Source organism: Psychrobacter sp., assembly GCF_036731945.1.
Taxonomy (GTDB): Bacteria; Pseudomonadota; Gammaproteobacteria; order Pseudomonadales; family Moraxellaceae; genus Psychrobacter.
This window is the reverse complement of the sequence record NZ_DAINDI010000052.1, coordinates 1-21,746: the sequence shown is the minus strand read 5'-3', so window position 1 is coordinate 21,746 and position 21,746 is coordinate 1. Positions and strand designations below refer to the sequence as shown.

Annotated in this window: 18 protein-coding genes and 1 tRNA gene; 7 read left to right on the top strand and 12 right to left on the bottom strand. The window is 43.6% G+C overall.

What is annotated here, in order from left to right; genetic code table 11:
* Window positions 1-140: 140 nt before the first annotated feature.
* Together V7D75_RS10755 and V7D75_RS10750 are read right to left on the bottom strand one after the other, a co-directional pair.
* Entirely contained in the window at window positions 141-1,529 is a 1,389-nt protein-coding gene (locus tag V7D75_RS10755; RefSeq protein ID WP_333614556.1) for an NAD-dependent succinate-semialdehyde dehydrogenase, read from the bottom strand.
* Window positions 1,530-1,900: 371 nt separating this feature from the next.
* Window positions 1,901-2,890 (bottom strand): LysR family transcriptional regulator, encoded by a 990-nt coding sequence (locus V7D75_RS10750; protein ID WP_068407091.1) that lies wholly within the window; start codon window positions 2,888-2,890, stop codon window positions 1,901-1,903.
* 744 nt (window positions 2,891-3,634) lie between these two features.
* Between V7D75_RS10750 and V7D75_RS10745 the strand changes: the two genes are divergently transcribed.
* The 3 genes from V7D75_RS10745 (at window position 3,635) to V7D75_RS10735 (ending at window position 7,175) form a co-directional block, all read left to right on the top strand.
* Window positions 3,635-5,221, top strand: a complete 1,587-nt coding sequence (locus V7D75_RS10745; RefSeq protein WP_333614555.1) for an isocitrate lyase — start codon at window positions 3,635-3,637, stop codon at window positions 5,219-5,221.
* Between the two features lie 291 nt (window positions 5,222-5,512).
* Entirely contained in the window at window positions 5,513-6,403 is an 891-nt protein-coding gene (locus tag V7D75_RS10740) for a CYTH domain-containing protein (RefSeq protein ID WP_333614554.1), read from the top strand.
* On the top strand, window positions 6,387-7,175 hold the full coding sequence (locus tag V7D75_RS10735; RefSeq protein WP_333614553.1) for a CHAD domain-containing protein: 789 nt from the start codon (window positions 6,387-6,389) through the stop codon (window positions 7,173-7,175). Before V7D75_RS10740 ends, V7D75_RS10735 begins: the two co-directional genes overlap by 17 nt.
* Window positions 7,176-7,330: 155 nt before the next feature.
* Here the strand turns inward: V7D75_RS10735 and V7D75_RS10730 are convergent, their stop codons facing one another.
* Window positions 7,331-7,870 carry a L,D-transpeptidase gene (locus V7D75_RS10730; RefSeq protein ID WP_333614552.1) on the bottom strand — a complete coding sequence of 180 codons (540 nt, stop codon included), beginning with the start codon at window positions 7,868-7,870 and terminating at the stop codon, window positions 7,331-7,333.
* A 155-nt stretch (window positions 7,871-8,025) separates the two neighbouring features.
* Here V7D75_RS10730 and V7D75_RS10725 point away from each other — a divergent pair, with 155 nt between their 5' ends.
* Window positions 8,026-9,312 (top strand): hypothetical protein, encoded by a 1,287-nt coding sequence (locus tag V7D75_RS10725; protein ID WP_333614551.1) that lies wholly within the window; start codon window positions 8,026-8,028, stop codon window positions 9,310-9,312.
* A 131-nt stretch (window positions 9,313-9,443) separates the two neighbouring features.
* Here V7D75_RS10725 and V7D75_RS10720 read toward each other — a convergent pair whose 3' ends face one another.
* Window positions 9,444-10,682, bottom strand: a complete 1,239-nt coding sequence (locus V7D75_RS10720; RefSeq protein WP_068407105.1) for an argininosuccinate synthase — start codon at window positions 10,680-10,682, stop codon at window positions 9,444-9,446.
* Between the two features lie 332 nt (window positions 10,683-11,014).
* Here V7D75_RS10720 and pyrC point away from each other — a divergent pair, with 332 nt between their 5' ends.
* The 3 genes from pyrC to V7D75_RS10705 all read left to right on the top strand — a co-directional run bounded on the left by pyrC (window position 11,015) and on the right by V7D75_RS10705 (window position 13,491).
* On the top strand, window positions 11,015-12,085 hold the full coding sequence (pyrC, locus tag V7D75_RS10715; RefSeq protein ID WP_333614550.1) for a dihydroorotase: 1,071 nt from the start codon (window positions 11,015-11,017) through the stop codon (window positions 12,083-12,085).
* A 293-nt stretch (window positions 12,086-12,378) separates the two neighbouring features.
* Complete coding sequence (gene rnt, locus V7D75_RS10710) at window positions 12,379-13,062, top strand: ribonuclease T (protein ID WP_333614557.1); 684 nt, start codon at window positions 12,379-12,381, stop codon at window positions 13,060-13,062.
* Window positions 13,063-13,415: 353 nt separating this feature from the next.
* Window positions 13,416-13,491, top strand: a tRNA-Glu gene (locus V7D75_RS10705).
* Between the two features lie 257 nt (window positions 13,492-13,748).
* Here the strand turns inward: V7D75_RS10705 and V7D75_RS10700 are convergent.
* From V7D75_RS10700 to kdsA, 8 genes are all read right to left on the bottom strand, one after another.
* Window positions 13,749-14,363, bottom strand: a complete 615-nt coding sequence (locus V7D75_RS10700) for a BLUF domain-containing protein (protein WP_227671156.1) — start codon at window positions 14,361-14,363, stop codon at window positions 13,749-13,751.
* A 437-nt stretch (window positions 14,364-14,800) separates the two neighbouring features.
* On the bottom strand, window positions 14,801-15,592 hold the full coding sequence (ispD, locus tag V7D75_RS10695; RefSeq protein ID WP_333614549.1) for a 2-C-methyl-D-erythritol 4-phosphate cytidylyltransferase: 792 nt from the start codon (window positions 15,590-15,592) through the stop codon (window positions 14,801-14,803).
* Between the two features lie 114 nt (window positions 15,593-15,706).
* A complete protein-coding gene (locus V7D75_RS10690) occupies window positions 15,707-16,015 on the bottom strand; it encodes an FtsB family cell division protein (protein WP_068407112.1) in 309 nt (102 codons plus the stop codon).
* A 131-nt stretch (window positions 16,016-16,146) separates the two neighbouring features.
* On the bottom strand, window positions 16,147-17,463 hold the full coding sequence (gene eno, locus V7D75_RS10685; protein ID WP_333614548.1) for a phosphopyruvate hydratase: 1,317 nt from the start codon (window positions 17,461-17,463) through the stop codon (window positions 16,147-16,149).
* A 331-nt stretch (window positions 17,464-17,794) separates the two neighbouring features.
* The gene (locus V7D75_RS10680) at window positions 17,795-20,143 is read right to left on the bottom strand and encodes a heavy metal translocating P-type ATPase (RefSeq protein ID WP_333614547.1); all 2,349 of its coding nucleotides are present in this window, start codon (window positions 20,141-20,143) and stop codon (window positions 17,795-17,797) included.
* A 313-nt stretch (window positions 20,144-20,456) separates the two neighbouring features.
* Entirely contained in the window at window positions 20,457-20,681 is a 225-nt protein-coding gene (locus tag V7D75_RS10675) for a heavy-metal-associated domain-containing protein (RefSeq protein ID WP_333614546.1), read from the bottom strand.
* A 272-nt stretch (window positions 20,682-20,953) separates the two neighbouring features.
* Window positions 20,954-21,208: a hypothetical protein gene (locus V7D75_RS10670; protein WP_068407125.1), complete on the bottom strand. Its 255-nt coding sequence runs from the start codon at window positions 21,206-21,208 to the stop codon at window positions 20,954-20,956.
* Between the two features lie 27 nt (window positions 21,209-21,235).
* Window positions 21,236-21,746: 3-deoxy-8-phosphooctulonate synthase (kdsA, locus tag V7D75_RS10665; protein ID WP_333614545.1), on the bottom strand; the 511-nt coding region annotated here is incomplete at its 5' end.

The window sequence follows — 21,746 nt, the reverse complement described above, 5'->3', positions numbered from 1 at the left end:
GCCTGCGTAGACAGAGGCTACAAAAAATGGATATCAGCCATACCGTCGCGTTTTTAAGATATTTTGACTATATAGAAAAAAAATACCTCGTTACTTAATAACGAGGCATTTCAAATGATAAATCTAAAGCAGTTCAATCATTAAGCAGGCTTTTTATCAACCACATGTACTGCTTTAATATTGACAAACTCTTTAATACCAAAGCCACCATGTTCACGGCCATAGCCTGAATCCTTCACGCCGCCGAATGGTAAACCAGGATTGACCAAGTTATAGCCATTGATATAAACCATCCCCGTATCGAAATGCTGCTGGGCTAGATTAATTGCTTTTTCTTCATCTTTTGAGAAGATAGCACCGCCGAGACCATAGCGACTGTCATTGGCAATACGGAAAGCATCGTCTTGGTCTTTGGCACGGATAAGCGCGGCAACGGGACCAAATAACTCGTCTTTATAAGCTGGTTGATCGGGCTTGATGTTTTCCAAAATCGTTGGTGGATAAAACGCGCCCGGCTTATCAGGCACTTCGCCGCCAATCGTAATGGTCGCACCTTTATCCACGCTTTCTTGCACTTGCTTGTGCAAGGTATCGCGCTGTTTGCTACTCGACATCGGACCTACGTCAGTTGACTCTTCCATTGGATCGCCAACTTTATAGCTGTTGAATTTTTCGACCACCAAATCTCGGAATTTATCATATACGCTATCGACGACGACAAAACGTTTGGCCGCAATACAGGTTTCGCCATTATTGTATAAACGTGCATGGGCGCAAGTTGCCGCTGCTAAGTCTAAGTCAGCGTCGTCTAATACGATAAATGCATCGTTCGAGCCAAGTTCCATAACCGTCTTTTTCAGTACTTTGGCCGCTTGCTGCGCCACTACTCGGCCAGCGACATCACTACCCGTTAAGGTAACACCGCGTACTTTTTCGTGCTCGATCACTTTTTCAGATTGGTCATGATTGATAATTAAGGCACGGAATAAGCCTTCTGGTAAGTCAGATTCTTGCATGATTTTTTCAATTAATTGGCCTGAGCCAGTCACATTGGATGCATGCTTAAGTAGGATACTGTTACCAGCCATTAAGTTAGCAATGGTATAGCGGAATACTTGGTAAGCAGGGAAGTTCCACGGCTGGATACCATAAATAATACCGATAGGATCATAGCTGATTAGGCCTTTTTTAATGCCTTCGATATCGCGTTCGTCGTCAGCTAGAGCAGCAACGCCTTCACCTGCAGTAAAATCACAAATCGCTTTACATAAATCTACTTCGGCTAAGCTTGCCTCTAAGGTCTTACCGCGCTCTTCGGTCATTAGCTTCGCAAGCTCATCCTTATACTTCATTAGCGTCTCGCCAATCGAGTTGATGACTTTGGCGCGCTCATCGGCACTAACCAAACGCCATTTTGAAAACGCTTCGTGTGAGGCATCGATGATTTTATTCACTTCATCATCGCTCATATAAGTGTAAGTTTTAATGTCTTTACCTGTTGCTGGGTTCACAGTGGTGATATCTGCCATGATAATTGTCCTTATTTATTTGCTTATTATGTAATAGATACTTATTAAACGAGCCCGGATGACTAGGAAATACTCTATCATTAAGTGTGTCGATATTATCGAATCACTTAACAATGCTCGCTCTAATTGTCTTTTTTCTTAATGTCTATCTAGCATAGCAAAATGCATTGGCTATAGTTTTACAAGTTATGAAGAAGTGTGCGTAAGATGTTAATAATGTGACGCTCTTATAAAGACTGGCTTGATTTAAAAAAATTAAATTTAGAGAACTTTTTATTTAAGGAGCTTTTCAATTTAAAAAGCTTGATCTAAAAAATAGAGGCAATAAAAAACCAGCCCATGATACATGCGCTGGTTCTTCAAAAGTTGTGCTAAAACAAATGGTTAATGACTGGAATCTCTGGCGGCGGATTTTCTTCTTCGGCAACCACTTGCCGCGCCACATGCATAATCAGCTGACGTAGCCAACGATGCGCTGGATGGTGCTGTAATAATGGCGACCATGCCATGGTCAGCTCAAACTCAGGGATAAAGAACGGTGGCTCTTCCATAATAATACTGTCGTTATTGGCCTGCATTCTAGCCACCCGCGTCGGCAAAGTCGCAATCAAGTCTTTATTGGCGGCAAGCATCGCTGGCATTTGATAGTGACGGGTAAAGACGCTGATTTGGCGCTTTTGACCTAGACGTTGCAATGCCTGATCGATAGAACCGAGCCCACCTGATTTTTCTGGATTAACCCCAAAGCCAACGCCCATACCTGTTTTGGACACCCAAACATGCTGCGCTTTTAGATAATTTTTTAAATTAAAACGATTGGCATATGGCCCTTCAGCAGATAACAAACAGCTAAATGTATCGCGCCAAACCAATACTTGATGGAAGCTTTGCGGAATCTCATTAAAACGGTTAATCGCTAAATCTACGCGACCCTGCTCCATATCACGGTAGGAAACATCAGAGGGCGTCAAGAAGTCCAAAATCACATTGGGCGCTTCAGAGCGTAGCGCTTTGACCAGTTTTGGCACCAAAGTCGCCTCAGCATAATCTGAGGTCATGATACGAAAAACGCGTGAGGTACTATAAGGGCGAAACTCGGTACGCGGCTCAAGCACTTGCGTCAAATCTGCTAATATCTCACGAATACGTGGCTGCAGCTCAAGCGCGCGCTCGGTCGGCGTCATACCTTCCGATGAGCGCACCAATAACGGGTCATTAAACAACTTACGTAGGCGCCGCAAAATATTACTCATCGCCGGCTGGGTAATGCCGAGCTGCTCAGCTGCACGTGTGACGTTTTTTTCACGTAGTAGTACATCTAAATGTACCAACAAATTCAAATCAACCCGCTGCAAATTCATATCTATTTCTCTTTACCGTAGAATAAATGCCACCATAAGCTTAAAAAAGCGCGGCATCTTCCGTTCTATTATTTTACAAAATTGTTTTTCGGCTGCTTAAATCAAGCATTTTTCTATCTAAATAATTTTAATATATGCTTATTATACCCCAGTTTACCCTACTCAAGCCATTGTTATATCTATACTATAACCAAATGAAATACCCAAGATAATAATCATAAACTAGATAAATCAGGGTAACCTAGCTATAGTGCTTAGCAAGCGCTGATAAGTCATTTTTAAATCTCATGCCATCAGCACGGCTTTCAATGAGTCAATGATGCCTGCTATTTTATCGCATTTTTATGCTAAAAGATGGACAGAAAATTTATTGCGTAAGCCCTATTATGCAAGCCGTTTTTTATAAACTTGGCGTTTTGCTCGCAGCAGTTTTTAGGCTTGAATTGATGCTATATACGCTTTAGGGTAATAAGTGGTTTAACTGGCAAGCACATCTTAACTAAAACAGCGTCAATTAAATCTAAAAAATAAAAGCTGACCAATAAGACAGGTTTTATTTGCTTTTATAATCATTTTCTTATAGTTTAGTAAAGATTGCTCAGGCAAAAGGCTTATATACCAAACTTTACTTTTGCCAATGCATTTCTTTCCAAGAATCATTATTTTATCAGCAACACTTATCTGCATATTTTACTTAAGTAATTTACATCCCCTTTAATCCCCACCCCACCAAGGAGACTATAGATGTCAACTGCATATAAATCAGCGATTGATCTAGTACGTGAACTAAAGCAAAAGCACGGTAACTGGCAGAATATCAGCGAGACTGATGCCGCACGTATGATGATGCAAAACCGTTTCAAAACTGGTTTAGATATCGCCAAGTATACTGCAAAAATCATGCGTCAAGACATGGAAGATTATGACAATGATACGTCTCAGTACACCCAATCTCTAGGTGCATGGCATGGTTTTGTTGCTCAGCAAACCATGTATGCTAAGAAAAAATACTTTGGCACTACCGCTAAAACGTACATCTACCTATCAGGTTGGATGGTTGCTGCCCTACGTTCTGAGTTTGGTCCTCTACCTGACCAATCTATGCACGAAAAAACGTCTGTGCCTAAACTAATCGAAGAAATCTACACCTTCTTACGTCAAGCTGATGCTAAAGTGTTAAACGACTACTTCCGTGAGCTAAACGCTGCAGAAGAAGCGGGTCAAGACACTTCAGCTATCCTAGAAAAAATCGAAAACTTCGATTCACACGTTGTGCCAATCATTGCTGATATCGATGCAGGTTTCGGTAACGAAGAAGCGACTTACTTGCTAACTAAGCAAATGATCGAAGCCGGTGCTTGTGCTATCCAAGTTGAAAACCAAGTATCTGACGCAAAACAGTGTGGTCACCAAGCGGGTAAAGTAACCGTACCGCATGAAGACTATATCGCAAAAATCAACGCGATTCGTTATGCATTCCTAGAATTGGGCGTTGAAGACGGTGTTATCGTTGCACGTACTGATAGTGAGGGCGCATCACTCACGCAAAAAATCCCAGTATCAAATGAGCCAGGCGACCTTGCTTCTCAATATATCGACTTCCTAGAAATGGAAGAAGTGACCATCGAAGAAGCCAATGAAAATGACAGCCTTCTTAAGCACAACGGCAAATTGGTTCGTCCTAAGCGTCTAGCTAACGGTCTATATCAGTTCCGTGAAGAAACCAACATCGACCGCGTCGTACTTGACTGTGTCACTGCTCTAGAAAACGGTGCTGATCTACTATGGATCGAAACACCTACTCCAGACGTAGAACACATCAAAATGATGGTTGACCGTATTAAAGAAGAGCAGCCAAAAGCGAAGCTTGTATACAACAACAGCCCATCGTTCAACTGGACGCTAAACTTCCGTAAGCAAGTTATCGCTCAGTGGGAAGAAGAAGGCAAAGACGTATCAAGCTACAACAAAGACAACTTGATGAGTGCTGATTACGACGGTACTGAGCTTGATGAAGCTGCTGATATCGCTGCGAAGAACTTCCAACGTGACGCATCACGCGAAGCGGGTGTCTTCCATCACCTAATCACGCTACCTACTTACCATACCACTGCACTTAGCGTTCATGAACTTGCTAAAGGCTACTTCGGTGAAGAAGGTATGCTTGCTTATGCAGCTGGCGTCCAACGTAAAGAAATCCGTGAAGGCATCGCTTGTGTTAAACACCAAGCAATGGCGGGTTCTGACCTTGGCGATGATCACAAAGAAATCTTCTCTGGTGAAAACGCCCTTAAAGCTGGTGGTGGCAAAAACACCATGAACCAGTTCTAATGTCCGATTACTTATAAGTACATTTTATAAGTAACTGTTATAAAAAAGCCGTCCTACCTAGTAGGGCGGTTTTTTTTGGCTTTAAATAATTTCCCTGTATTAAAAGGACAGCGTTATTAAATAGCCATTTTTAGCACATTTAGATGTTTATCGATTGAATTGAGGACACGCCCTAGTATCCGCTAATCAGCCAAAGTAAAACTTTTACTTGTCATTGTTCGATAGCTTTCATACGATGGTAATTATTTAACAGGTATTACTAACTATTCATAACTATAATCGGGAGCCATCATGCAAGAGATAGAGCTAAAGTTTTTGGTACCAGAGTCGCGACTAAAAGGTTTGATGCGCCAAGCGAATATTAAATCCTCACAGCTCACGCAGCTGGCCGCGCATTATTATGACACTCCCGATCAGCAGCTCGCTAAGGCGGGAATTGGCTCACGTATTCGTCACGAAGGCGATGCGTGGGTGCAGACCATCAAAGCGGGTGGCGACGGTATTGCAGCGCGTTTAGAGCACAATGCGGTACTAGATAACCAACAAGTCCAAACCATGTTAGACACCAATACGCTCATGCCTGATTTAAGCATTTATCAAGACTCTCCCATCGCCCCTGCTCTAGAACCATTTAAATTAACGAAACTGGCTAAAACGCTCACCCGATTATATGTCACCGATGTCAAGCGTATAACGCGATTGCTCACAGATAATAGTGATAAGGACAGCAGCAATCAGATTGAAATGGCATACGACTGCGGAGCAATTATCCACGGTAACGATGATACTCAGCGCGATAGCATTCAAGAAATCGAGTTTGAGCTGATATCAGGCGATGTAGATTTTTTATTTACGACTGCCAAAAACTGGTGTCAGCGTCATAAACTCTGCTTGTCTACAGTGACCAAAGCCGAGCGCGGTGGTTTATTAATTACCGGGCAACGCTATAGCCCAGCGGTTAGCGCCAATCTTAGCGATCTAACTGTCGATAAAGACAGCAGCAGGCCGGCATTTATACGGGCAATCGTGCATAATTGTCTATTGCAAATATTACCCAATAGTAGCGCCATCGTCGCAGGTAGCACTGCTGATGAGCACGTTTTACAATTGCATAACGGCATTCAGCGCTTACGTACCGCGCTTAAGCTATTTAAAGGCTTCTCCGATGAGCTCAATCCTTAAGCAAACAGTGACTTTACTGGCTGATTATCGCAAGCTTGCTTATCTTGCCAGTTATATCGAGCCCTATTTACAAGCGCATGAGGCACCAAGCGTTGATTGGTCAGCAGAAATTGAAGCGGCGAAAATCACTCCTATCGATGCGGTACGTGCCAATGATTTGCAATTGACGTTGCTTGAGCTAATAGCCTTTACCATGAGTGACCCTAATCTTGAACCACGGGCAGATAAACGCGCCGCTCATAAGCTTAGAAAAATATTGGCCAAACGCGATAAAAAATTGCTGAAAGCTGAGAGAAAATTCCATGAAGCTAGGAATGCTAACGCGGATAGCACAGATTTAGATAGTGCGAGTTTAGAAAACGTTAATTTAGAAAATACGGATTCGAAAAGTCTGCAGACGCAGGATATAGATTTGCCAGCCAAGGACGAAAAACAAGCCCAGTATAAACTGTACCGACAGCTTGAAAAATTACGCTACGTTAGTGAATTTGCAGCGCCCTTAATCAACAATGAAAATCTCAAAAATAAAAAGCTCAACAGTAAAAAGTCTAAAAAGAAAAGCAAGCGCTTCCTAAAACATCTCGTAAAAGCACAGCAAGCGCTTGGGCAACAACTTGATATCATTTATTATCAGCAATGCTATCAACATAAAGCGAGCACAGACTCCACTGCCTTGTACGGCGCAGGCTGGTTAAATGCCTCTTTAATAGATGCAAAGAAAAAGACTAAAAAGCGCTTAGCTAAGCTTAAATCTATGGATAAGTTTTGGTAATAGAAACTAAAACTGGTTTTTTAACCCTGTCTCTTACTTATACTTAACCTTTACATAATTCAAAAAAAGACAGCGACCATCAGGTACGTTGTCTTTTTTCATGCGTAATATTTTTAAGCATGTTATTTTCTAAGCATAGTGTTTTCGAGTAAATATCAACGAGCAATAATAGTCACGGCTGTACCCTCGGTCACTTGCTCAAATAGCTCCATAATATCCTCATTGCGCATCCGTATACAGCCGTGCGAGAGCGGCTCGCCCATTGGTTCGCTGTCTGGTGTGCCATGAATATAAATATAACGCTGATAAGTATCGCAGCCGCCATGAGCATTGTTGCCTTTATTCAATCCCTCTTCAAGACCGCTCAGCCATAAAATACGGCTTAATATCCAATCGCGCTCAGGATACAATTCACCAAGCTCTGCACTATAGACCTCGCCCGTCGGTTTGCGTCCAACGAACACCGCGTTCATGGGTTCACTGCCGCCGATTTTTGCCGCGATAATGTGCTTACCAAGGGGTGTGCAGCCGCTATCTTGCTGACTACCAATACCGTTTTTAGCGGTCGATACCGTATATTGAGTCATTTCTTTATTGTGCTTATATAGCGTTAACGTTTGCTGAGTAATGTTAATAACCAGTCGCACATCAGAATTTTCGTTAAACTTTTCGCTAAAGCTTTCGTTATTTGTCATAAGGTTTTCCAGCGCTCATAAATCTACAGCGGTTATTATCAACTGCGTTGAGAATAAATGGCGAGCAAAATGTTTGCGTTTTTCTATTATTAAGGGATTGTATCAAGGCTTTTGGCACCGTAATATAGGAGCACACTTTTTGATGCTAGCAGATTATGACGACTATTTCACCGACACGTGTGTCGATGTATGATTTTCTCTATCAAGATACCAAGCCGATGGTGTCATTATTGGCAGACGCGGCTAAGCTGTCATTACCGCAAGCGCGCTTGGCGATGAATGCCAGTTTGCAAGCCATTGTCAGTGCCTTACTTGCTTATCATCAGCATAACGATGGGCAAGCCGTAAGCAAAAAACTGTTTACTCGTACCGCCGTCAAAGAACTACGCCGATATAACTCAATGAACTTTTCGACCATCAATGCGACTTTATATTATCGCCAAGAGGTGGCCGATGCGATTTTTCATGAGAATGCGCGCGTGATTAAAGCCAGCGATTACATTGCTGAGCAGATTGACGCAACATCACCGCAAGTTCAAATACTACTCACCTCTTTATGCGTGATCGTCTTACGTGAACTGGCGATTTTAGCAGAATATAGCCAGCTTGATAATGAGGAGCTGGACAAATGGTTCGGCTTGCAGCCGCAGTTTTTATCCGTCGAGCGGTTTGTGGCCAATAAGCCAACGTCTGCCAAACTGGCTGAATCTAATGAGAATGAAAAAACAACCACTTCTACAGAAACTGCTTTACAGTCAGACTTAAAAGTAGAGGTAGAAACAGAAGCAAAAAACACCACAGAACGTACTTTATTGAGCACAGCGCAGCTCGCTGATACTCCGTCCGCTTTTGACTCTTATTGGCACGAGTTGACGACGTTTAAACCTGAAAACCATGAGCCTGTCCAAGACATGCAACTAGCGACGGGCAATTATTTAAAAGTCATTGGGCGCTCACCTACGAATGCCCAACAAGGTAAACACAATGACTTATTGGTGTTTGCCGAAATGTCAGCCATAAGCTTGCCACATCAACGTTGGCTGTTGCAACTGGCGAAAATTTCAGAAATATATTTGCAGCGTAACCGCCTAAGAATTACCTCCGAGCCTGCTAGCGCACCCAAACCACCTTTGGTAAGCTTAGGTCTAATCGGCGGCAATAACGATAATACGCCGACTACCACCAGCGAAAAGCCGATTGAATACGACGCGCCTATACCGCTCTGGAAAAATCCAGTTATCCTAATCATTATTGCGGTTATTGGCGTACTTGGCGGGCTAGCGGCACTCAAATATCAAAGCCAAAAATCTGACGGTATCAAATTGGCCACAGAAGAAGTCATCGAGCAAGATCTTATCAAGGAGCGCCAACAGCGAGATGTGGCGATTGTTATGGTAGACGATGATGAAGATGGCGCTGAAGAACCAAAAGCGTCTCAATAAGAATAATTCATAGATAAATTTTGAAGTAGACGAAAATAGTTGAACAACCCTTAAAAAACCAAAAAAAGGCGCTAACTTATTAGCGCCTTTTTTTATTCATACTTTATTTAGAACAATCTAAAAAAATATACTTACTTCGATAAATCACGACCACGGCTGGCTTCAATCGCCAAACGTAGACCATTTAAACGGATGAAACCTTCGGCGTCTTTTTGATCATAAGCACCGGCATCATCTTCAAAAGTGGCGATTTTTTCATCAAACAGTGAATCGTCTGACTTACGGCCGACAACGCTTACCGCACCTTTGTATAATTTGACGCGTACGGTACCGTTGACATATTCTTGCGATTTGTCAATCAAGGCTTGTAGCATCATGCGCTCAGGGCTAAACCAATAGCCGTTATAGATAATTTTAGCGTAACGCGGCATCAGCTCATCTTTTAGATGCGCTGCTTCACGGTCAAGGGTTAATGATTCAATCCCGCGGTGTGCTTTTAGCATAATGGTACCGGCTGGGGTTTCATAGCAGCCGCGTGATTTCATACCAACGTAACGGTTCTCTACGATATCCAAACGTCCGATGCCATGCTTACCGCCAATCTCATTGAGCTTAATCATCACTTCATAAGGCTTAAGCGCTTCGCCATCAATCGCAACGATATCACCTTGTTTGTATTCTAATTCTAGATATTGTGCTTCGTCAGGTGCTTCTTCTGGACTGACTGACCAGCGCCACATATCGTCTTCTGCTTCGGCGTATGGGTCTTCTAAGATGCCGCCTTCATAAGAGATATGCAGTAAGTTGGCATCCATTGAGTACGGAGATTTTTTCTTATTGCCAGCATAATCGATAGCGATATTATGTTCTTCGGCATATTTCATCAAGCTTTCACGGCTTGATAAATCCCATTCACGCCACGGCGCAATGGTGACCACGTCGGGTGATAAAGCAACGGCGCCAAGCTCAAAACGTACTTGGTCGTTACCTTTACCAGTCGCGCCATGACTGATAGCATCGGCGTTATGTTCTTTAGCGATTTCAACCAAACGCTTGGCAATCAAAGGACGCGCGATAGAAGTCCCGAGCAGATACTCGCCTTCATAAATGGCATTGGCGCGGAACATTGGGAACACATAATCGCGGGCAAACTCTTCACGTAAGTCTTCGATATGGATATGCTTGATACCCATGGCTTCAGCTTTGGCGCGCGCCGGCTCAACCTCTTCACCTTGACCGATGTCAGCGGTGAAGGTAATCACTTCTGCATCATAGGTTTCTTGTAACCATCTGGCGATGATTGAAGTGTCAAGACCGCCGGAATAGGCCAAGACGATTTTATTAATATTTTTTGGATCAAGCTGAGCCATGAATAACTCCTAATATAAGAATTTATTATCGAATACATTTAATGAGAAATAAAAATGCGCAGGATAGGATGAAATAAATAAAAAATAGATTGCCTGCTCAGTGTACATCATATTTACGAGCGGCAAAAGTATCAGCGCCATTCGGTGCTAGGTTTTCACCGATAATTAGTATAAATCCATACATAAGCGCTGGTTACTTATCAACGAAATAACAACGCTTTTATGTACAGATAGTTCGCCGCATATTTAGTCAAGTAGGCAAATCTGTTATGATAGCAGCTCAGCTAGACTCCCTTTTACTGCCGTATAAAGATATAGAGCGCGACGATACTATGACAGATTCGATTAGAGAATTAACCCTGCTGCAGCCAGATGATTGGCATATTCATTTGCGCGACGATAAGGCGTTGGCGACTACCGTTCCTCACGCTGCCCAAAGCTTTAACCGTGTCATCTGTATGCCAAATTTGGTACCGCCTGTTAAAAATATCGATGCGGCGCAAGCCTACCGTGAGCGTATCCTGCAGCATTTAGAAGCAAGCGATTTGAGTGCGGAGCGTAAAGCAGCTTTTGACCCACGCATGACCTTGTATCTCACCGATCAAACCACTGCTCAGGATATCGAAATGGCGGCAAAATCTGGTATCGTGCAAGCGGTCAAACTCTACCCTGCTGGCGCCACGACCAACTCTGCCGACGGCGTCACTGATATCAATGCCTGCGTCGATGTCTTTGAAGCGCTGGAAAAATACAATCTACCATTACTGCTCCATGGCGAAGTCACGCATGACAATGTCGATATTTTTGACCGTGAAAAGCGCTTTTTAGACGATGTGTTGGCGCAAATCATCGTCAAATTCCCGACGATGAAAATTGTGTTGGAGCATATAACGACCAGTGATGCCGCCGACTTCGTTTTAGAACAAGGCAATCAAATTGCTGCGACCATTACGCCGCAGCATTTAATGTTTAACCGCAATCATTTATTGGTTGGCGGTATCAAGCCGCACTTTTACTGCCTGCCTATTTTGAAGCGTGAAAGCCATCAAAAAGTATTGTTGGATGTCGCCACCAGTGGCAATCCAAAATTCTTTTTAGGTACAGATTCGGCGCCGCATGCAACGAACGCAAAAGAATCGGCTTGCGGCTGTGCTGGCTGCTACAGCGCTGCTAATGCCTTACCGCTATACGCCACCGCTTTTGATAGTGTGGGTAAAATCGATAAACTTGAAGGATTTGCCAGCCGCTTTGGCGCTCAGTTCTATGGTTTGCCATTAAATGACAGCACGATTACGTTGATAAACACGCCGATGCAAGTACCGACCCATTACCCTTATTTTGATGGCGCGTCGTTAACGCCCCTATTAGCGGGTGAGACGTTACCTTGGTCTATTAAAGCTTAACAGCAGTGACATAACGCTATTTTCCTGCATTTATTTCATATCCTATGCTAGGTCTGCACTTTTGCTAAAACGCCAATTCGCTTAGCAAAAGCAAACCTCGTATCATAGGATATTTATTGTTTATTTCATTCAATACTACAGCACGACTGATAAAAGCGATTTAACCTGATATGACCATTCAAAATGATGCCGCCTTATCTAAAAACGATTTGGCTAATACAGACAATAATTGTCTTACTACTACCTCAAGCGCTACTGCCGATAGCAACAGCGCAACAGAAGAACAAGCACCCATGCGCTTAAAAGAGCGTTTTCGTAAGTTTTTACCTGTTGTCGTCGACGTTGAAACCGCAGGCTTTAATGCGCAAACCGACGCCTTATTAGAGATTGCTTGTATTCCTGTGCTACTTGATGAGCAGGGTGTGTTTTATCCAGGTGAGGCATTTAACGCCCATATCGAGCCTTTTGAAGGCGCAAATCTTGAGCCAAGCGCGCTTGCCTTTACCGGTATCGATCCTAATAATCCACTGCGTAAAGCCATTGCCGAAGATGAAAAAACGGCGCTGCGCCGTATTTTTAAAGGCTTAAAAGAAGTACGCCGCGCTGAAGACTGCCGCCAGTGCGTTTTGATTGGCCATAATGCCCATTTTGACTTAGCATTTTTAAATGCGGCAGTGTTGCGTACCAACAGCAAAAACCATAATCCGTTTCACAACTTCTCAGTTTTCGATACCGTGACGCTGTCTGCATTGGCATTCGGACAAACGGTACTCGCGCGTGCTTGTAAGGCTGCTGGGCTTGATTTTGATGGTAATGACGCCCATTCAGCATTATATGATACCCAAAAGACGGCTGAACTGTTTTGTCATATTTTAAATAGCTACCCGATGCTCGCGAACGCTATCCATAACGAGCAGGAAAATACCGAGATAGCCGCTAACTGCACTGTTGATAGCAACGCTGACGACGCCAAGTAAAATAAAGCATACGCCCCCTGTATTGTTAAACTCAATGAATAGTGTTATCTATAGCTAATCATCTATTATGGATTGGATGAGCTTAACAAAAAGGGACTTTGCTATGGAACCACAGGTTAAATTATGGGCAACCATTATCGGTTACATGTTACTTGCGTTAACCATTAGCGCTTGTACGTCGTTGTGGATTCGGCATCATTTAAAACGAAAAGACCTACATCCACGGCGCGCGCTTAAAAAAAGATACTTAATTTCAAAAAGACGTCGAAAAAGGCTTGACAGCAAGCGCGGTCGCCATTAAAATACGCACCACTTCAGCATAAATGGTGAAAGCAGCTGAAGCGTTGTTACTAGTCCCCATCGTCTAGAGGCCTAGGACACCGCCCTTTCACGGCGGTAACGGGGGTTCGAATCCCCCTGGGGACGCCATTATTTGGCGTCACTTATTAGCAAATTTGCTGTACAGCATCAATAAGACTAATAAGCGCACCAGCAAAACCCCACTCATAGAAATATGAGTGGGGTTTTTTTATACCTATTTTTTTCACGAATATCTATCTGCTTTCATCAATATCTATAAATACTCATAAATAAAGCGAGCATGATTTATATTATTCTCTCGCAGCAAAAAGCCAGCACTGAATGCTGGCTTTTTAAATATCTACGCGTTCATTATTTAGAACAATTTACCAAATCTTATCGGCTAACATTAACCAAAGCAGCGCTAACACGATTAAGCCCGCTAAGACGCTTTGAATTAAGAAAAACGCTTGATGCTGACCGACGACTTTACCTAAGGTCACCCCTAGCGTACTGTATTTTATCGGCTGGGTATCAAGCTCACCAGTCTTTTCTTGGTCTTCATAATAACCTTGCAGAATATCTAAAAATTGCTGCCAGCCATTAACTTCCCAAGTATGGGGCTTAAATGGCATAAAAGATTTTAGCTTTGGCTCATTCATCATCCAACGCTCAAGGGTGATCGAGCGTAGCGACCATCCCGCAAAACGGCGCTCAGCAATTGCCGAAAAATCCAATATTTTTAAATCTTTATGTCGATCATCGACCAACAAGCGATTTTTCAGATTGGTCAATGCTTGTTCTGACCCTTCTACACATTGAAAAAAGTAGCCATTGCCGTAGCAAAGGATACCGGTAATGTTATCGGCTTGATTACGCTCAATCGCGACCTCTGCGATGTCATTAAGCGTACTCGCACTTGCAAGACCAGTCGACGTAATGTGGCTCAGATATACAAGCTGGCAGAGATCTGGCGTTACTGGATTTGTCGAATCATTCACTGTTGACAATCAGCTTCTCCCTATTATCAGGTAAATGTAGCTAAGACAACCATACTCATTTTAGAAAAAATAGAGCAACAAGGCATTTAGAAGTAACAAATTGGCTTGTTATATTATTGATTTATAAATGTTTATATTAATTGTATTAAGTTGGTTACATCATAGGCTAATTTCGTCATCAAAGCAATATATGTTTATTTTAAATGACTACTTATTAATACTAAACGTTGCTTTAATAAGATTTATATTCAACATATAGCATAAATAAATGCTTTTTTATTCAACAGTCGGTCTAAAATCTTAGAAAAATAAAGATGAAAAATGGATGCTATGAGAAGAGTCATCTCAATTTAGAACTTGAGAATAGAAAATTTATAGTGAAATACTTAGCAGGGGAAAGAATGAGAAATGCAAATAGTGACGGTGGTGAAAATCTTTTAAGACAATTGGGACTGGGCGTTAAGAATCGCGGTAAGCAGGATGGCGTCGTCAGGATAGGTAAGTTTAATGTTCTGCCGATTGCCAACGACCAAACGAATTGGCAGCGCTAAGTACTCAAACGCGCTTGCTTCATCGGTGATAGCAAGGTCATGCTCTTCAACATACGCCAACACTTCCCGCAGCTTAGCTAAGCGAAAGACTTGCGGCGTTTGCGCTTGCCACATATTACTACGCTCAAGCGTACGTTCAACATAAGAATGCTGTTTACCTTTAGCGCTATTAATAGCTTCGGAGACAGCGCTAGCGTGCTTATAGGACGCTGTATAGGATTGTTTTAGGGTATCGGCAACTGGGGTCGCTAAGATAGCGCCATAAGGCTCTTGCAGCGCGGCTTTAATCACTTTATCAATATCTTGCTGAGGCACCGCTGGACGCGCGGCATCATGGATAAGCACCAAGTCTGAGTCATGCGCACCTGCCCTAATAAGCGCCTCTACCCCTGCTTGCACGGATTGCCAACGCTCCGCACCGCCACTTGTATATGCAATAGGCAATGCAAAATCAAGCGTCTGCGCGATATTATCATCTTTTGCAATCACCAATAAACACTGATCAATATAACGACTGCTCGCAAGCCGTGCCACGCTATGTTGTAACAAGGTCTGCCCTTGTAGTTTGGTATATTGTTTGGCTATTGATGCTCCAAAACGACTACCGCGACCCGCAGCGACGATCATGGCGTGTATGTCAGGTGTGTTATTCGTAGGCTGGCTTTGGTTAAGATTCATGGTCAGATTCCATGATGATATGACTGGATTGGATAACAAGGAATTTAAAAAAATCGTAATATAAATATAAGCAAAACAAACTATAAGTAATCGTTTATCTTAGAATAGATAGAATCAATAACGGCTATGGGTTGTCGGCGCTGTTGATACTTGTACAAAGGTTTCATTGGGCTTAATCAAGCCTAAGTCTAAACGTGCATGTTCTTCTACCGCTTCAAGACCGGTTTTTAGATCGTGAACGTCCGTACGCAGCAAGTTATTTGCCGCTACTTGATTGTCATTTAAACGTTGTTGTTCTTCAATCTGGGTCAATAATTTATGATGCTCAAATTGACCGTTTTCACCCAGCCAGTACTGGTATTGCAGTCCTAACAGCACAGCGACCGCTAAAGCAAGTAAGATAAATTGGCTAAAGTATTTCATAAAGTATTAACGCCAAGTGATGAAGAAATAATAATTAAAACAAAAATCTGATTAAATTAGGCGCTATATCATCTTTGTGAATGACAATATAGCGCTTAGCTTTAAGCCTAACTTTTCAACTACTTAGCTGATTAGCCACGTAAACCGATAAACTCTTCACGGCCACGGTAGCTTGCACGTACCTGTTGCTCGATACGTAGTAGCTGATTGTATTTCGCGACGCGGTCTGAGCGGCATAGTGAGCCGGTTTTAATTTGACCAGCTGCTGTGCCAACTGCTAAGTCAGCAATGGTGCTGTCTTCCGTTTCACCTGAACGATGCGAGATAATCGTTGCATAGCCATTTTTCTTCGCCAGATAAATCGCATCTAGGGTTTCTGACAAGGTGCCGATTTGGTTAAACTTAATCAAAATCGCATTGGCAATGTGTTTATCAATGCCTTCTTGCAAAATAGCAGGGTTGGTCACGAACAAATCATCGCCAACCAACTGAACTTTATCACCAATCTGTTCAGTTAAGTATTTCCAGCCATCCCAATCCGACTCATCAAGACCGTCTTCGATAGAGATAATAGGATATTGACGCGTCAAGCCTACGAGGTAATCTGAAAAACCTTGGCTATCAAAGGATTTATTACCCTCGCCTGCCAAGATATATTGACCATCTTTATAAAACTCACTAGCAGCACAGTCTAGAGCTAAATGAATATCATCACCTGCTTTATAGCCGACCTGTTCAATCGCTTGCATGATAACAGTGATGGCTTCTTCGTTGCTACGTAGGTTTGGGGCAAAGCCGCCTTCATCGCCGACGGCAGTATTTAAACCCTGTGCTTTTAGGACAGATTTTAAGCTATGAAAAATCTCTGTACCCGCACGCAGCGCTTCTGAGAAGCTGGTGAAACCAACCGGCTCAATCATAAACTCTTGGATATCAACGGTATTGTCTGCGTGCTCGCCACCGTTCAAGATGTTCATCATCGGTACCGGCATGGTCAATGATGTCTGATTGCGCAAGTTTGCAATATATTGATGCAATGGCAGGCTTTGCGATTTAGCAGCTGCTTTTGCTGATGCTAAAGACACCGCCAACATGGCATTAGCGCCAAGGTTGTCTTTATTTTCTGTACCATCGAGCGCAATCATAGCGTCATCAATCGCTTGCTGCTCAGTGACGTCTTTGTCCATCAGCGCGCTACGAATTTGGCTATTGACATTGGCAACGGCTTTTTTGACGCCTTTACCCATGTAGCGATCTTGATCGCCATCACGCAGCTCAAGCGCTTCACGTGAGCCAGTTGAGGCGCCACTTGGGGCAGCAGCACGGCCAATCGTGCCGTCAGCTAAGATGACATCAGCTTCAATCGTTGGGTTACCGCGCGAGTCTAAAATCTCACGAGCGCGAATGTCTATAATTGCGGCGACGTTGGTGGTTTCTTCAGCGTACATAATGTCTGTTAATTCCTATGGTCATGCCAAGTTTGAGGGATAAATAACGGCAACTACAATACAAAAAAGGTAAAACAAAATATCGTATAGCACTTATAGCAAAACCAGCAGCATCTATTCATATCATTGGCTGGTTTTAGGCATTGTTAAAGGTTTATCTAATACTTTAACTGTCAGCTATCGTGCTTGGCATCATAGCATAAATTTTGTAAAACTTCCCTTATCTTACCTCAACTTGCGCTCATAAAATTAAATATCGCCTGTAATATCAGCCATCAAAGAAGGGTTTTAATCCCTATTAACAGCGACGATATGACAGGCGGTTTGGCATTTATGCTTTTGTTAAACGCTTACTGTCAGTATGAGTATTAGAGACGGTGTTATTTAGCTCAACCTCGGTTTTGAATCGCGTCAGACGTAGCGCATTCATCAATACTGAAATAGAGCTCAGCGCCATCGCTGCGGCAGCAATCATAGGGTTTAAAAAACCAAAAGCGGCAAGCGGAATACCCAGGCAATTATAGATAAAAGCAAAGAATAGATTTTGCTTGATATTACGCACCGTTGCATTGGCAATTTTTTGCGCCGCATCAATATGCATGAGCGACTCGCCCATCAAGCGCGCAGAGGCACTATGCTGGGCAACATCCGTACCCTCAAACATCGCAAAGCTGGCATCGGCGGTTGCCATTGCTGGCGCATCATTGACGCCGTCGCCTGCCATCGCCACTTTATGACCGGCCGTTTGCAACAGGGCAATTTGGCTCGCCTTATCACGTGGGCTCATTTTACCGTACGCTTGTTCGATACCCAACTGTCCTGCCACATGGTCAACGACGGACTGCTTATCACCGCTCATTAAGATGACATTAATACCAGCATCTTGTAGCGCTCTTATGGCTTGCGGCGTGTCATCTTTTAAGTCATCAGCTAAGGCAAACGCGCCCAAAGGTTCATCGTTGATACTAATGGCTACGGTACTGGCAATTTGCCATACTTTTGGCATCAGCTTTGGCAGTGTTAAATTAGCAAATTCTGCCGTACCAACTTTTACCACACCTAAGCCTTCGATATTTGCTTGTATGCCCACACCTTTGATGACACTGATATCAGTCACCTGCATCAGTGGCAAGTTGCGCTCGCTAGCCGCATTAATCAATGCCGTCGCTAAAGGATGGCTGGCGTGCGCCTCAACACTTGCAGCAATTTGCAGCACATCATCGACGGCAAGCGACTTATCCACCATGACCTGATCGACGATAGTCGGTTTGCCAATAGTTAATGTGCCCGTTTTGTCGAGTACCACGGTATCGATATTGCCTGCCGCCTCTAAGCTTTGCGCGTCTTTGAACCAAACGCCATGACGCGCGGCGACGCCCATACCGGCCATAATAGCTGCTGGCGTGGCCAAACCAAGCGCACATGGGCAAGCAATGACCAACACCGACACCGCATGCATCAGGGCGGTATCAACCATACCCGTGAGCCACCACGTCAGCCCAAAAGTAACCAAGGCAATCGTTACTACCACAGGGACAAAAATAGCCGTTACTCTATCAGCAAGGCGCGCTAGATTGGCTTTTGAGCCTTGCGCATCGCTCAGCGCTTGTACCATGTCACCGAGCTTGGTATCGCTGCCCTTTGCACTGACGCGATAGAGTAAGCTGCCATTTTCGACCAACGCCCCTGCTAGCAGTACATCACCTGCTTCTTTTTTAAGCGGTACGGACTCGCCGGTTAAATGACTCTCAACGCACCAACCACTACCACCGATAACGACACCATCGGTCGCCACGCGGCTGCCTTGCTTAGCACGCAGGATATCGCCTACTTGCACCGCTTGTAGCGCGACATTATGAAAGTCGCCATTTGGCTGCTGCTGCTCGACTTCATCAGGGGTTAAAGATAATAGTAAATCAATACTGTTTAAGCTGTGCTTTTTAGTGCGCTCCTCTAAATATTTACCGGTACGCACAAAAGCAATAACCATCACCCCTGCTTCAAAATAAACGGCTGGTCCGTGTCCGCCTGCATGCCCGCTTTGTAATAAGCTGCTTAACGTGCCATCGCCATGGGTCAGCCATAGATAGGTCGAATACGCCCAAATGGTTACCGTGCCAATGACCACCAATACGTCCATATTGGCAAGACCACCTTTGATAGAGGCCCAAGCGCTTTTGTAAAATGGCAATGCCAGCCCAAACTGGACAATGGTCGCTAAGATAAACTGAATCCAGACCGGCGGCATCCACGCCATACCCTGTCCAACCAGCATGCCTGCCATACCCACTAAAAACGGTAGCAAACACACCCATAGGGCAATCAAGCGCCATGGATACTCGGTCGCGGTATCCTCATCTGTTTGCGCAAACAAACTATCGGCCGCCTGCAAATTGGCCACAAAACCAGTTTTATTTACCCACTCTGTTACCTGCTCAGGTGTGGTTTGCGTTGGATCATAATCGACATTGGCAGTCTCGCCAGCGAAGTTGACGTTGACTTCATACACCGCAGGCTTTTTATTAAGGACTTTCTCGATGCGAGACGCACAAGCCTGACATGTCATCCCCTCAATCGCCAGTTGCAGGTGCGCACGCTTGGGCGCAAGCGGCGTATTTGACTGGATATCAGTCTCAACTTCATAGGGGTCATTGTTAGCGGTACGGGTAGCGTCATTCATAGAGAGAACTCGTTATTGCCTTAAAGCGCGTGATAGCGTTTAGATATTTAGGCATTCGTTTGCGAGGAAAAAAAGCTCAATAGCTTGATAAAGGTGTTAGACGAAAGCGTATTTGAAACGCCCTTTTCTAAACTTACTGGGATAAATACTAAATGGTTATGATTGGCGGTAATTCAACTTTTTCTATGCTTGCAACTCATCAAGAGCTATTGGCGTATAAATGAAAAGACGTTAGTTATTGCTGCCTCATTATTTTTTAGCCATTAAAAAAACCAGCCATCAGAAGCCGGTTCTTTTATAAATATAAATAATCTTAAGAGTTAGCAACGGTGGCATCAAAGCCTGCATCATCGATAGCAGCGGCAATCGCTTCAATGCTGGTCTTACTTTCATCAAAGGTGACTGTCGCTAGGTTATCAGCCAAATCAACAGAGATTGTCTCTACGCCGTCTATGCCGTCAGTCGCGGTGTGAACACTTGCCACACAACCACCACAAGTCATGCCATCGATATTAATGATTCTAGTTTGGTTTGCCATGAGAGGCTCCTTATTCTTATAACGGATTTTTTATTAATGAATATTTTTATAATTTACAAAACTGCTTTTATAATGGTCTTTATACGCTTACTTATAAACACAGTATGTAACTAGCATAAGCTGAAACAAAGCCAACAACAAGTCCGTTTGGTTGTAAGTTTATTAAAGCGTTGTTGCTTCAAATATTTTTATAAAAACGAAATTTGTATAAACATGGCTTATGAAACTACCAAGCGTTAAAAATACCGCAGTAAAAAGTCACTCACTAAACGTTAATCATGATAACGCGGGTTTTGCGGGGCATCGATAGGAAACGGCTGAGTCACGTAATCGACCATGCTAATCGCTGCAACAAATGCATGTACCGTTGTTTTGGTATCATCATAATGGATAAATGCCATTCTGTTTTCAGGCTGTAGTTCAATCTCTGTGACACCGGTAATGTTTTTTAGCGCCGTCATCACGCTCTCAAACCCTTCGGTATCATCGATATTCTCGATACTTACTTGTGCAACTTTAATCGCCATGATCTTATCCCCTTATCGTTTATAGCATTAATGCGTATCCAATACCTCAAAGCCTTTGACCAACTCATCGATCTGCTTAAGTTGACGCAAAAACGGCTCTAACTGACTGGTTCGCAACGCACACGGACCATCGCATTTCGCCACTTCTGGGTTTGGATGCGCCTCTAAAAACAAACCTGCCAAACCTGTCGCCATACCTGCACGAGCAAGGGTGGTGATTTGCTCACGGCGACCGCCAGCACTGTCACTACGTGCGCCCGGCTGCTGCAAACTGTGCGTCACATCAAAAAATACCGGAATATCCATCTGCTTCATGGTATCAAAACCCAGCATATCGACGACCAAATTGTTATAGCCAAAAGCACTACCGCGCTCGCACAAAATCAGCTTATCGTTACCGCCCTCAAGGCATTTATTGACGATATGACGCATTTCATGCGGCGCCAAAAACTGCGCTTTTTTAATATTAATAATCGCATCGGTTTTTGCCATCGCATGCACCAAGTCAGTCTGACGTGATAAAAACGCTGGTAGCTGG